Source organism: Paenibacillus sp. FSL K6-3182 (assembly GCF_037976325.1).
Lineage (GTDB): Bacteria > Bacillota > Bacilli > Paenibacillales > Paenibacillaceae > Pristimantibacillus.
In genome coordinates, this window is record NZ_CP150265.1 from 1974944 (window position 1) to 1988991 (window position 14048).

Consider the following 14048-nt stretch of genomic DNA (forward strand, 5'->3'; position numbering starts at 1 on the left):
CTACGGGAGCACCTATCTATGACAAAGCGATTATTTGATATTTTTGTTTCGAGTATAATCTTACTCATTATGCTTCCAATCATTGGAATTACTGCAATATTGGTACGCGTTAAGCTAGGAACACCAATTGTGTATAAGCAGCAGCGTCCAGGACTCAACGGTGCCCCTTTTGTTGTTTACAAATTTAGAACGATGACAGATGAGAAGGACAGCCTCGGTCAGTTGCTGCCGGATCACATAAGGTTGACTCCTTTCGGGAGCTTCTTACGGAAGTTTAGTCTTGATGAATTGCTTCAACTTATTAATGTAGTAAGGGGCGATTTAAGTCTTGTTGGTCCAAGACCGCTTCTTATGGAGTATTTACCATTATACACAGAGGAACAAGCAAGGCGGCATCAAGTAAGGCCAGGTATAACCGGCTGGGCTCAAATTAATGGAAGAAACGCAATTTCATGGGAAGAGAAGTTTGCGCTGGATGTTTGGTATGTAGAGAATTGGAGCATTATGCTTGATTTGAAAATTCTGTTTCAAACGTTCTTAAAGGTTGTCCGTCCGGAAGGGATAAGTAATGCAAATCATGCAACGATGCCAATGTTTAAAGGGAGTGTCTCGAATCATGAAGGCTAATGAATTGAATCTTTTATTTACAAGCTCGGGTAGAAGAGTATCACTCATCAAGAAATTTAAAGAGGCTTACGCGCTTCACGGTATTAATGGGAAAATTGTAACTGCTGATGTTAAGACTACTGCGCCAACAGCCTTTATGAGTGATCGGCATGTATTAGTCCCTAGAGTAGTTGAACAGCATTACTTGGAGACACTTCTTGCGATCTGCGTGGACGAAAATATTCATCTACTCATTCCATTAATTGATTCAGAGCTCGTTCTGCTAGCTGCTAATCGTTCGTTATTTGAAGAAATAGGTGTGAAATTGCTTTTATCCAGCAGTGAATTAAATGAAATTACGTTTGATAAAGAGAAAACCTATCGGTTTTTCTCTGAGAACGATATTCGGACGCCTAAAGTATACAGCGAAGATGAGATTCACGAAAAAAACTATCAGTTTCCGTTAATGATTAAACCAAGAAACGGCAGCTCCAGCCAAGGCGTCACGAAAATTAAAAATGAGAAGGAGCTCCATTTTTTTAAAGAGTACATACCTAATGCGATGATTCAAGAGTTTGTAACCGGCGAGGAGTATACCATCGATGTCATGGTGGATTTCTTCGGTAATATAAAAACGATTGTGCCTAGACTTCGGCTCGAAACAAGAGCAGGAGAAGTAAGCAAAGGGATTACGATGAAAAATCAGGATGTCATAAATGCAGCCGAGCATGTCGTACGCGCATTGCCAGGTCCAGTAGGATGCATAACCCTGCAATGCTTTAAACAAGCAAACGGCGAGATTACTTTTATAGAAATCAATCCTCGTTTTGGTGGAGGCGTTCCACTAGCTATTGAAGCAGGCGCAGATTTTCCATTGTGGACCATTAGGCTGGGTCGCGGGGAAACACTTGATGAGGGACAGGATAATAGCTGGTGCGATCAACTGACGATGCTTCGATATGATGAGGCCATTTTTACAAAGGATATTTCCTATGACCATTAAGGCTATAGTGTTTGATATGGATGATACATTGTATGAAGAGAGGCAGTATGTCATAAGTGGATTTAAAGCTGTAGATCAGTACGTTATTGAACAATTTGGTGTAACTGGTTTTTTTGAATCAGCGCTTAAATTATTTCATTCCGGAATAAGAGAGTTCATTTTTAATAAGGTTCTTGATCAGCTTGGAGTAAAGTATGAGGATTCTACTATAAAAATATTAATCAACTGTTATCGAACTCATATACCATACATTCATTTGGCAGAAGACGCGAAGTGGGTGCTGGAGCATCTATCATCAGAGGTCAAATTAGCTCTTATTTCTGACGGATATCTTAATGCTCAACAGCAAAAGGTTCACGCTTTAAAGCTCGCAGACAGATTTGAAGTCATTGTTTTGTCAGATGAATACGGCAGAGAAAATTGGAAGCCAAGCCCATTAGTATACGAAGAGGTCAGCAGGAAACTGCAAATCGATCACAATCAATGCATGTATGTTGGAGATAATGCGAAAAAGGACTTCGTAACCGCGAAGCAGCTGGGATGGACCACCGTCCATATTCAAAGGGGAAATGGCGAATACGCAAACACTAATGTTACGCCGGAGTATGAGGCACATTACCGTATTGATAGTTTAAGAAAGCTTCCTGATCTTTACGCTTGCAAACATATGTTTATTAAGGATGGTGAATCTGTTCATGTTAGCTGAGCCAAAGTTTATTTATCTTTCCCCGCCACATATGAGTGGAAATGAACAAAAATATATACACGAAGCATTCGCTACGAATTGGATAGCACCGCTCGGTCCACATGTTGATGCCTTTGAGAAAGAAATGGCAGCATATGCTGGTGTTAAAGATGCTGTTGCAGTAAGCTCCGGAACGGCAGCGATTCATTTGGCGCTTCGTTTGCTGCATGTCAAGAAAGGCGATTTTGTATTTTGCTCAAGCTTAACTTTTGTAGCGAGTGCTAATCCGATTTTGTACGTTGGAGCCGAACCAGTATTTATCGATTCGGAGTTTGACACATGGAATATGTCACCACAAGCGCTGCAGCGAGCTTTAGAGAAGGCTAATCAGGAAGGGAATTTGCCAAAAGCAGTTATCGTTGTTCATCTGTATGGGCAAAGTGCCAAAATGGAAGAGATTATCGCTTTATGCAATCAATATGAGGTTCCTATCATTGAAGATTCCGCGGAGTCTCTTGGATCAAGTTATAAGGGGAAAAAGAGCGGCTCATTCGGAAAATTTGGCATTTACTCTTTTAACGGCAACAAAATAATAACTACATCGGGTGGCGGAATGTTGGTATCGGATGATGAAGAAGTGCTGCGAAGAGCACGGTTTTTGGCAACGCAAGCGAGAGACGCAGCTCCTCATTATCAGCATAGTGATATGGGTTATAATTACCGATTAAGCAACCTGCTTGCTGGTGTAGGAAGAGCGCAGTTAGAAGTTCTGGACGAAAGAGTAATAGCGAGGAGAAACATTTTTGACCGTTATAAAAGAGAATTGGGCCACTTACCAGGGCTTCAGTTTATGCCTGAGTTAGAGAACACCAGATCAAATAGATGGCTAACTACGATAACCTTGAATTTGCAAGAATCAGGTATTTCCGTACATTATTTACTAGAGGCATTTGGTAAAGCGAAGATTGAAGCGCGTCATGTATGGAAACCGTTGCACTTGCAGCCTTTATTCAAAGAAAACACTTATTACTCGCATGAAGAAGGCATTAACGTGTCGGAGCAGTTATTTGAAACAGGTATTTGTTTACCTTCAGGTTCCAGTATGTCGGAGGACGAACAATTGCGAGTGATCAATTGTATTCAATCAGTATATGCTGAAGCGTCTATTTCCTATCAACATAGCAATGTTAATGTTTCATAATTTCACAGTGTCAGGCGGTAAATAGATTGACAACCGACTGTAGAGGTGATAATCTGTACTTGTGTTCGTTTTATAGAACAAAAACAAGATTTTTGTTCGCTGTGAGTTCATCAATATGAAGGAGAAATTCATGAATAACGACGTCTCACTCCAAAAGGAAGAACTGTCTGACGAATTGAGACTGCTTCTTTCGATCCTTGTTATGGATCATGGAGCTAAAATAACTTTTGATATACAGGAGCTGCTCCATAAGACGGATTGGGACAAATTTATAGAGTTAGCAAGACATCATCGTGTTTTTCCCACTCTCAATCTCAAGCTGCAAAAAATGAAATCAACCGATATCCCTACTTTTGTAACTCAAATGTTTCATCGCGACTATTATCGCAACACTCTGCAGATGTTGGCACTCAGCGGAGAGATGGAACAGCTGGCTAAGATGTTCTCTGAGAACGGCATTCGTTCGCTCTTTCTTAAAGGGCCAGTCATTGCTGCTGACTTATATGGAGACGTATCACTTCGTACATCATGTGATCTGGATTTCCTAATTCCAATCAAGGATCTAGAACGTGCTGAAGCCCTACTCGTATCGCTTGGGTATGTAAAAGACGATTATATCGAATCGGTCTTAAATGACTGGAAATGGCGTCATCATCATACGGCCTTTGTTCATCCAGGCAAAGCGATCAAGGTTGAGGTTCATTGGCGACTTAATCCTGCACCTGCAAAGGAACCGAAATTTGATGATTTATGGGAGCGTAGAAGACAGAGCTCACTCATTTCAAGACCAATCTATTATCTCGGTAGAGAAGATTTATTTATGTTTCTCGTTTCCCACGGCGCTCGCCATGGTTGGTCCAGACTTCGTTGGCTGCTAGATATTAAACAACTAGTAAATCAAAAAGTAGATTGGCCGAAATTAATTCGTTTGCTGAGGAAGCATCAATTTGCTCATATCGGGGGGCAAGCGCTTCTATTAGTAGCTAGATTAATGGCAACTCCCTTACGTGAAGAAATGAAGCCGCTAATAACGGACAGAAAGGCAGAATGGTCAGCAGAGGACGCAATGTATTATGTTCATCGAATCATAAACTTACATACTCCGCCCATACCGGAGGAAGTAGATCGCTATCATAAAAAATATTTGTTTGGGCTACTTACAACGAGACAAAAGTTTTTTTTTATAGCGAGTTTTCTTTATCCCTACCCAGAAGATGCAAAAACGCTTCCGCTGCCTAAACCGCTGCACTTTCTTTATTTTCCGCTTCGTCCACTTATATGGGGTTGGCGAATGTTGAAAAGGCGCCGCGAGAAAAAGCTGCTATTGAATAGGAGAACGAGATGAGAAATGTATTGATTGCCTCCTATGATATGGAGGTTGGAGGGGTAGAAAGAAGCCTTGCCGGTATGTTGGATGAATTCGATTATAGCCTATATGATATTGATCTTATGCTGTACCGACATAAAGGGGATTTTATGAGTTTGCTGTCAGATAAACCTAATTTACTCCGTGAGATTCCTCAATATGCGACATTTCGTAAATCAATCAATGAAACAATCAAGGAAAAACAGCTGAGGATAAGCGCCTCGCGCTTACTTGCTAAAGTGCATTCGGCCGCAATAAGCAAAGTTAAAGGAATACCTGAAATGGGCTATTTCCAGATGCAGCTTATGTGGAAGTATGCTCTTCCTTTTCTGCCTGAATGTAACAAGCAATACGACGTTGCAATAAGTTACTTATGGCCGCATTACTATGTAGCTGATAAGGTGAGGGCGGAAAAGAAGGTAGCTTGGATTCATACCGATTATTCGACAGTTGTAACCAATCGTCAGCAGGATTTGAAGATGTGGGATAAATTTGACTACATAATCGCGGTTTCGGACGCATGCAGAGATTCATTTCTAGTAAGTTATAAGTCTTTAAAAAATAAAGTAAAAGTTATAGAAAATATGATTTCTCCTGATTTTGTCAGAGCATTGGCAAAGGAAGAAGTGTTAGGTAATCCAATGGATAATGATTCGAGGTTCAAGCTGCTTTCTGTAGGCAGATTGTGTCATCCAAAAGGGTTTGACCAGGCAATAATGGCATTTAAGCAGCTTGTAGATAGAGGCTATAACAATATGGTTTGGTATGTCGTTGGTTATGGTGATGATGAAGCAATGCTTAGAGCGCTTATCGCTGAAAACAAACTTGAAGATCAGTTTGTTTTACTGGGGAAGCAAACCAATCCATATCCCTATATGAACAAATGCGATTTGTATATACAACCATCTAGGTATGAAGGCAAAGCGGTTACAGTGACGGAAGCCAAAATTCTTGGTAAACCGATTGTCATTACGAATTATCCAACAGCTCCGAGCCAAGTTCAGCATGAGGTAGATGGATACATTACGGACTTGTCGATTTTAGGCATTGCGACAGGTATTGAAAAGTTATTTCATGATACAACGCTCAGAGAGAGACTGGCCGCAAACTGCGTACAGACAGATTATAGTAATGGAAATGAGATGGAGAAGCTGTATGATCTCATCTCGACTGGAGGGAGGAGCAGTAGGTGAACGTAAAGGTAAGCATAATTGTACCTGTATTCAATGCAGAACCTTATTTAAGGGAATGTATTGATTCCCTGCTGTCTCAGACAATTAAAGAAGTTGAGCTCATATTTATAGATGATGGGTCTACGGATAACAGCGCAGCTATTATAGAAAGCTATCAAAACTTAGAATCACGTATTAGCCTCATTCAACAACAAAACCAAGGTGTCAGTATTGCACGTAATGTTGGTTTAGAGGCTGCAAAGGGACAATTTATCGGATTTGTCGACGCTGATGATTACATTGATCCAGATATGTATAAACGACTCTATACATCAGCTGTTCAGGACAATTGTGATGTCGTGTTATCCAATTTCGAGAGTGAGATTGAAGGCGCCCATGTTATAACGAGATATTCTTTCCCGACAGATATAGTACTAACAACAGAATTTATTCAAAAAGAGGTTTTACCCGCTTTTCTGAAAACAGAAACGTTGAATACAGCATGCAATAAGCTCTACAGAAATGCATTAATTAAAGAGCATGCTATACGTTTTCCTGAACGAGTAGCTCTCGGTGAAGATGGCATGTTTAATATGATATTTTTCAGTTTTGCGGTCAGTATGAAATATCTCGATTATGCCGGCTATCATTACCGTGAAGTCAGCGGAAGTGCAACTAGAAATGTGATTCAAAAGGATTATTTTCAGAGAGCATTGGAGGTTTTTGTATCTGACCCTCCAGTATATTATGCGAAAATATTAGACCGAAACACGATTAAACAACTGAAGTCGATTAAATTAATACATAGTGTAATGGCATATATCCATATTTACTTAAGGCCAACAGAAGATCTAAGCATTAATAAACAGTTTAGCTATGTTCGTAAAATGATAGCAAATGATGATGTAAGAAATGCATTGCCTGTTTACAAGAAGGAAATGGAGCTTGTACTCGGACGCTATCAGAAACTAATTCTTCATCTAATGAATAAGCAATCGATATTAGGCTTGTATTGTCTTACGTCCTACAGCAGATTCAGAAATAAGAAGTAGCGGGGGATTTATTATGAAGATTATGATGTTTGCCCATGAGAGCAGTCTCAATCGAGGGTGTGAAGCGATTGTTCGTTCATCAACAGCCATTTTAAAGGAGAAAATAGGAGGTGCTAAAGTATATTTAGCCTCATCGCAGCCGGAAACTGATACGGTGATTTCCAAGCTGGACGGCATTTATGATGGTTCTACACGTTCCATAAAAAGATACTCATATGATTGGTTACTATCTTCTCTAAAAATAAAGCTGTTTCAAGATGAGTCTTATGCACTTGGAGTCATTCATCATAATATTATTGAAAAAATAAAAGATATGGATGTTTGTCTATCTATCGGTGGTGATAATTATTGCTACGGCGAGCAGCCAGGCTGGTATGAAATAGATAAGCGCGTTAAAGCTCAAGGTAAGAAATTGGTTCTTTGGGGATGCTCGATCGGAGAAGAAGATATGTCTCCAAGAAAATTAGAAGATTTAAAGCTTTTTGATTTGATTCTTTCGCGAGAGTCGCTAACCTACAATATGCTGGTCAGCAAGGGACTTAGGAACGTGAAGTTGTGTGCTGATCCTGCCTTCACAATGGAGAAGGAAGAGCTTGCACTCCCTAATGGCTGGCAGGAGGGAAATACGCTGGGACTAAACTTTAGTCCATTAGTGTGGAAGAGAAATAAGCAGTCTCAAGCTGCAGTTGATGAGCTGATTCAGCATATTTTGAAAACAACAGACATGACGATCGCTTTAACCCCACATGTCATTATTCAAGGTAATAATGATTACGAGGTGCTTAGCAGCTACTACGAAACTTATAAGCACACTGGGAGAGTGGTGCTTTTGCCAGACAACCTAACAGCTATTCAATATAAAGGGTATATTGCTAGGATGAGATTTTTCATTGGTGCAAGGACTCATGCAACGATTGCAGCATACTCCAATTACGTACCAACGATGGTGCTTGGCTACAGTGTTAAATCAAAAGGCATCGCTCGCGATATTTTTGGAGAAGAAAAGCTCGTTTTAGGCATCGAAGAAATTTCGGATAGCCATCGTTTGATTGGGAAATTTGATGAAATGGTTAGAGAAGAGATAGAACTGAAAAATAGACTTAAACAAGCAATTCCTGAAATTAAGAAAATGTCTTATAAAGCAGCAAATTATCTAAGCGAATTAGCATGAGGTGAAAATGAAAAAAAAACTATTGTTTATAATACCTAGCTTATCTGCCGGAGGAGCCGAGCGAAGCCTGATTAATCTGCTAGCAATCTTAGACTTTAAAAAATATGAGGTTGATTTATTTATGTTTAATCATGAAGGTCTATTTATGGAGTTAATTCCGGAAGACGTTCATGTTCTTCCTTTACCGGAGAGCTACAATCGTTTTGTCATGCCAATACGTTACTCTGTATCAAAATTTTTAATGGATAAAAAAGCTGTACTTGCTTACAACAGAATTATGTTTAGCTACAAAAATAAAGTTTCCAATAACGTAAGCATCGGAGAACAAAAGAGCTGGAAATACATGGCTAGCGCCATTGAAAAAATGAATAAGAAGTATGACGCTGCTATTGCTTTTTTGGAGAAAACATCAATATATTTCTGTGCAGAAAAGGTTGATGCTGTCAAAAAAATAGGCTGGGTACATAATGATTACGACAAATTAGGGATGGATCCGTTTTTCGATTTGAATTATTTTGAGAAGCTGGATCATATTGTTACCGTTTCTGAAGAGTGTGGACATATTTTGAAACGCAGATTTCCAAATCAAGATAAGAAAATTGAGGTTATTCACAATATCGTTTCTCCAAAGGTAATTAAACAGCTATCGGAGAAGGGAACCCATGATGTATTCGGACGGAGAGGAAAAGAGACCGTCATTCTTTCTATTGGAAGGCTTCATACGCAGAAGGGATTTGAACTTGCTGTTGAAGCCTGTAGTCTATTGAAAGACATGGGCATTCAATTTCAATGGAATATTATTGGTGAAGGGGAAGAGCGACAGCGCCTTACAGAGCTTATTAAAGCAGCCGGGTTGCAGCAGTATGTTAGGCTTTTAGGATTGAAATCAAACCCATACCCCTATGTTAAGCAAGCGGATATTTATGCTCAGACTTCGAGGTTTGAGGGTAAGTCCATTGCGATTGATGAGGCCAAAATATTAAATAAACCTATCTTGATTACTAATTTTAGCACTGCAAAGGATCAAATTGTAGATGGTGTAGAAGGACTAATAGTAGAAATGAATGCAGAAGCAGTCGCGCTTGGAATATCCGAGCTTATTCACAATCAGAGAATAAGCAAACAGATGTGCGAACATTTATCACAGCTGCAATTAGGCACAGAAGAGGAAATAAATAAGCTATATAGCTTACTTGGATAGGTGGTTGGCATGAAGAAAAAACTATTGTTTATTATGAACAATTTGAATTGCGGCGGAGCAGAAAAGTCACTGCTGTCTTTGCTGCAAACGATAGATTACTCCAAATACGACGTTGATCTATATTTATTCAAGCATGAGGGGATTTTTCTGAGCAAGCTTCCGATGCAAGTGAATTTGTTGAAGGAGCCGCCCTACTACCAATACTTTGATATGCCCTTAAAAGCTGCTCTTATCGATTGCATAGCAAAAGGTAGATTCTCTGTTGCAATGTTCAGACTGTTTGCAGGTTACATTTTTTATACAGAAAAAAATGCTTCAAGGCGGGAGCAACGCGTATGGAAGTATTTATCTTACACGCTGCCATCATTATCAGGAACATATGATGCTGCCATAGGTTATTTGGAGAAAAACCCAGTTTATTTTGGAATAGAAAAAGTGAAGGCTACTAAGAAGCTTGGTTATATTCATAATGATTATAATAAGCTTCAAATGGATCCAAACATTGATAATAAATTTTTTGAATTTTTGGATCATCTTGTAACAGTTTCAGATATTTGCGGTGAGGTTTTAGAGCAAAAATTTCCTCAATATAAGAGTAAGGTACGAGTTATCCAAAATATTGTATCACCTACACTTATCCACCAAATGTCTGTTGAGAGCAGCAATTTATATGACAATAAGAGTACGACAATTGTCTCAATAGGTAGACTGAACAAACAGAAAGGTTTTGAAATGGCTATAGAAGCTTGTAAAAGCTTAGTAGACAAAAACTATGATATTCGATGGTATGTGATTGGCGAAGGTGAGGAGCGAAATAGGCTTGAGCAAATGATTAACGATTACCAACTACATGATCATTTTTATCTAATTGGGATTAAGGATAATCCATATCCTTATATCAGAGAAGCAGACATTTATGTCCAGCCTTCTCGTTTTGAAGGGAAATCAATAGCAATAGATGAAGCGAAAATCTTGAATAAACCAATTGTTGTTACAAACTTCAGTACAGCAAAAGACCAAATTACACATTATGAGAATGGATTAATTGTAGAAATGAATTCAGCTGCAATATCCGAAGGCATTATTGAAATAATGGAGAGCGATGCTTTAAGACTCTCATTAAAAGAATGTTTGTCGAAGGAAAGTTTAGGAACAGAATCGGAGATAGAGAAATTTTATGCATTAACTTAGGTTAGTACGAAGGAGAGTATAAGATGTTAGAAATTATAGCTATTGTGTTCATCGTTGTAACAATAATAATCGTAGCCATAGATATCATGCCGATCAGCAAGGATTGGTTAAGTAGAATTTATATCGGCAGGTATACGAATAAACAGGAATGGAATCAATCCATTACGCAAGTGGGCGTAAAATGGCTTAATCATACACCGAAAATAAAAGTAACCGACAATACAAGGCTAATTGCGATTGACATGCTAAAAGGGAATTATTCCAAGAGTGTGATCCAGCATTGGCAGGAGGCATCGTTATTACTCGGCTTGAATGAGTGTCTAAAAAATGGCGCGGATAAAGAATTGATAATCGGTATAGAGCAATTTTTAAATGCAAAGTTTGATACAAGCGGTAATTGGAAGAACGTACCTTCTAATATTGACTCTGCTATTCTTGCGTATGGTGTCATGAAGCTTGAAGGTATTAATACCGAGAGGTTCAAGCCAGCATATGACAGCACTTGGTCACTAATACAGTCCCATCTTGGTGAGGATGGCACTGTTCAATATCGAAAGTTTATGAAAAATTATCGTTATGTTGATACGATTGGATTTATTTGCCCATTCCTAGTTTCATACGGCTTAAAATACAATAAACCGGAATGCGTCGAGCTTGCAGTAAAACAGATAGAGCAATATCAACAAAATGGCATGCTTGATGAACACTATATCCCAAGTCATGCTTATCATTTAGATAACTCGATGCCGCTTGGGCTTTATGGCTGGGGTAGGGGGCTTGGTTGGCTAGCAATAGGTCTTATTGATGCCTGGCATGAATTGCCAGAAGGGAATGAATATAAGCCTAGGCTGGAGCATTTTGTAACAAGATTTGCTAAGTCCATTCTCACCTTCCAAGGAAAGGATGGGAATTGGAATTGGACCGTAACGCGCCGTGAGACAAGAGCAGATTCCTCCGCAACAGCAACATTAGGGTGGTTTTTGCTACAAGCCTCCCAAATTGAGGAGATTTCAGAGGAATGTATCGAAGGTACAGAACGAGCGATTCAATATTTAATGAAGGTAACTCGAAGAAATGGTGCTGTGGATTTCTCACAAGGGGATACAAAGGATATTGGTGTTTATTCCATGCTATTTAATGTTCTGCCGTTTACACAAGGGTTTTGTATTCGGATTATAAACCATTATAAACATTCGAGGGTTGTGTTGAAATGATAAAAAGAGTCATCTCATATACAAGATCGCGTCTTCGGAAGTGGATATTAGAAGAGATTTGGCTAGAGGACTATTTAAAAAGAGGTATGAAAATTGGTCGAAACTGCTCCATTCAACCTGGAGTTACATTTGATTATTCACATTGCTGGTTAATCACTATTGGGAATAATGTTACTATTGCGCCTCAAGCTTATATATTAGTACATGATGCTAGCAGCAAAAGCCTAACTGGATACACGAAACTTGGAGCAGTTACAATTGAGGATGATGTATTTATAGGTGCAAAAGCATTGATAATGCCGGGCGTTACAGTGGGCAAAGGTTCTATAATAGCAGCAGGTAGTGTTGTAACAAAATCTGTGCCTGCAGGGTTTATCTATGCAGGTAATCCCGCTAAGGAGATTAATAATCTAACAGAATATATCCAAAAAACATATGAGCTATTAGAAAAATTGCCTAAATACGATGAGAGCTACACCGTAAAAGGTAATATTACTAACAACCAGAAAGATATTATGTATCACGATTTGCTTGGCACAATGGGCTTTGTAAGATAGGAGATACAAATGAGAATAAAAAGTTCACTGCTTAATATTTCTGCTGGCTTAGGTAATCAAATAATTATAACTGCATTAAGTTTTATTTCGCGTACAGTCTTTATTCACAGCTTAGGAGTAGAATATTTAGGTATCAACGGATTATTCACAAGCATTCTCTCTATGCTTACATTAGCCGAGGCGGGTATAGGTTCAAGCATTATTTATAATCTATATAAGCCGGTAGCTGATAATGATCGTCCCAAAATATTAGCATTAATGCAATTGTATAAAAAAGCCTATCAAATTATCGCGGGAGTTGTCTTATTACTAGGCTTAGGTCTTATGCCATTTCTCCATTTATTTATTAAGGAAACAAACGTTGAAAACATTAGCTTTATTTATGTGCTATTCCTCATTAATACTGCTGCGCCTTATTTGTTTGTCTACAAGAATTCTTTTTTGAACGTAAACCAGAAAAATTATATCGTAACAATTGTTTTCTCGATTTCTGCCATTATTTCGACTTGTATGAAAATTGCAATCCTCTATTTCACAGAAAACTACATACTCTATTTAATAGTAGAGAGTATTCTATCCATAATTACTTCCATTATAGTAGCCTATATCGTTGATAAAATGTATCCTTTCCTTAAAGAGAAGATAAAAAGCAAGTTGGATCATGAAACAAAAGCTAGTTTTATAAAAAATATGAAAGCTATCGTTCTCCAAAATGTGGGTAATTACTTTATATTTGGTGTGGATAGTATTCTTATTTCCTCATTTATAAGTATTGCTGCGGTAGGCCTTTATTCGAATTATAAAATGCTGATAGATATTTGCCGTACATTTTTGAATCAGGTATTTAGCAATATGTATCACAGCCTAGGCAATTTAGTCGCGAAGGAAAGTGCAGAAGCAATTTATCGTATTTTCAAAGTCACTTATCTTCTTAATTTCTGGTTATATTCATTATTATCAATCATGCTTTATTTATTGGTTGAGCCCTTTATTGATATTTGGATTGGTTCTGAATATAAAATGACCAAAATTGTACTTCTTGTACTTGTGATCGCGTTCTATGAAAGAGGTATGCGCAATTCATTAAGCGCAGTTAAAACGACAGCCGGTATTTTTCACGAGGATCGGTTTTCTCCTTTGTTTCAAGCCGTAATCAATTTAGGAATTTCACTGGTTTTCGTAAAGTTCTGGGGGATTGCCGGTATTTTTGCAGGATCAGTGTTAAGTGCATTAGCGATCCCTTTTTGGTATACACCTATGTTAGTTTATAAGAAGGTATTCAATCAGCCTATAAGAAGATACTACAGTAGTTATGTTTACTATACATGTATTGGTGTGATTTCATGTTTGATTTCTAGTAGAGTTATTATTATTGTACCTTCAAATACTATAATAGGTCTAATTATTCAAAGTTTCATTTGCTTCGTACTTGTAAATATAATATACATTGTATTTTTTCACCGTACCGCTGAATTTAAGTATTTATATGGTGTTGTACTTGCTTTGCTGCATAAAGTCCCCCACTTCAGCAATGTTTACCATAAGACATTTAAGCGTAAGCGTCATATGGAAGTTGGCGGAACTAAGTAACCTATCTCTGACAAGCTACATATGTTAAGAGTAAAACGG

Annotated in this window: 13 protein-coding genes; all 13 read left to right on the forward strand. The window is 38.4% G+C overall.

Annotation, left to right across the window (positions count from 1 at the left end):
* Positions 1-18: 18 nt before the first annotated feature.
* The 13 genes from MHH56_RS08575 to MHH56_RS08635 all read left to right on the forward strand — a co-directional run bounded on the left by MHH56_RS08575 (position 19) and on the right by MHH56_RS08635 (position 14009).
* A complete protein-coding gene (locus MHH56_RS08575) occupies positions 19-627 on the forward strand; it encodes a sugar transferase (protein ID WP_339207728.1) in 609 nt (202 codons plus the stop codon).
* Entirely contained in the window at positions 617-1609 is a 993-nt protein-coding gene (locus MHH56_RS08580) for an ATP-grasp domain-containing protein (protein ID WP_339207729.1), read from the forward strand. The genes MHH56_RS08575 and MHH56_RS08580 overlap by 11 nt, the downstream gene beginning before the upstream one ends.
* Entirely contained in the window at positions 1599-2315 is a 717-nt protein-coding gene (locus tag MHH56_RS08585; protein WP_339207731.1) for an HAD family hydrolase, read from the forward strand. Before MHH56_RS08580 ends, MHH56_RS08585 begins: the two co-directional genes overlap by 11 nt.
* Positions 2305-3495: an aminotransferase class I/II-fold pyridoxal phosphate-dependent enzyme gene (locus MHH56_RS08590; RefSeq protein WP_339207733.1), complete on the forward strand. Its 1191-nt coding sequence runs from the start codon at positions 2305-2307 to the stop codon at positions 3493-3495. Before MHH56_RS08585 ends, MHH56_RS08590 begins: the two co-directional genes overlap by 11 nt.
* Positions 3496-3625: 130 nt before the next feature.
* The gene (locus tag MHH56_RS08595; RefSeq protein WP_339207734.1) at positions 3626-4840 is read left to right on the forward strand and encodes a nucleotidyltransferase family protein; all 1215 of its coding nucleotides are present in this window, start codon (positions 3626-3628) and stop codon (positions 4838-4840) included.
* Complete coding sequence (locus MHH56_RS08600; RefSeq protein WP_339207735.1) at positions 4837-6054, forward strand: glycosyltransferase; 1218 nt, start codon at positions 4837-4839, stop codon at positions 6052-6054. The genes MHH56_RS08595 and MHH56_RS08600 overlap by 4 nt, the downstream gene beginning before the upstream one ends.
* A complete protein-coding gene (locus tag MHH56_RS08605; protein WP_339207737.1) occupies positions 6051-7085 on the forward strand; it encodes a glycosyltransferase in 1035 nt (344 codons plus the stop codon). The genes MHH56_RS08600 and MHH56_RS08605 overlap by 4 nt, the downstream gene beginning before the upstream one ends.
* Positions 7086-7098: 13 nt before the next feature.
* Positions 7099-8256, forward strand: a complete 1158-nt coding sequence (locus tag MHH56_RS08610) for a polysaccharide pyruvyl transferase family protein (protein ID WP_339207739.1) — start codon at positions 7099-7101, stop codon at positions 8254-8256.
* 7 nt (positions 8257-8263) lie between these two features.
* Complete coding sequence (locus MHH56_RS08615; protein WP_339207740.1) at positions 8264-9457, forward strand: glycosyltransferase; 1194 nt, start codon at positions 8264-8266, stop codon at positions 9455-9457.
* 9 nt (positions 9458-9466) lie between these two features.
* Positions 9467-10648 (forward strand): glycosyltransferase, encoded by a 1182-nt coding sequence (locus MHH56_RS08620; protein ID WP_339207741.1) that lies wholly within the window; start codon positions 9467-9469, stop codon positions 10646-10648.
* Positions 10649-10671: 23 nt separating this feature from the next.
* Positions 10672-11862 (forward strand): glycoside hydrolase family 88 protein, encoded by a 1191-nt coding sequence (locus tag MHH56_RS08625; protein WP_339207743.1) that lies wholly within the window; start codon positions 10672-10674, stop codon positions 11860-11862.
* A gap of 86 nt (positions 11863-11948) precedes the next feature.
* Positions 11949-12419, forward strand: a complete 471-nt coding sequence (locus MHH56_RS08630; protein ID WP_339207746.1) for an acyltransferase — start codon at positions 11949-11951, stop codon at positions 12417-12419.
* A gap of 9 nt (positions 12420-12428) precedes the next feature.
* The gene (locus MHH56_RS08635; protein WP_339207747.1) at positions 12429-14009 is read left to right on the forward strand and encodes an oligosaccharide flippase family protein; all 1581 of its coding nucleotides are present in this window, start codon (positions 12429-12431) and stop codon (positions 14007-14009) included.
* Positions 14010-14048 lie beyond the last annotated feature (39 nt).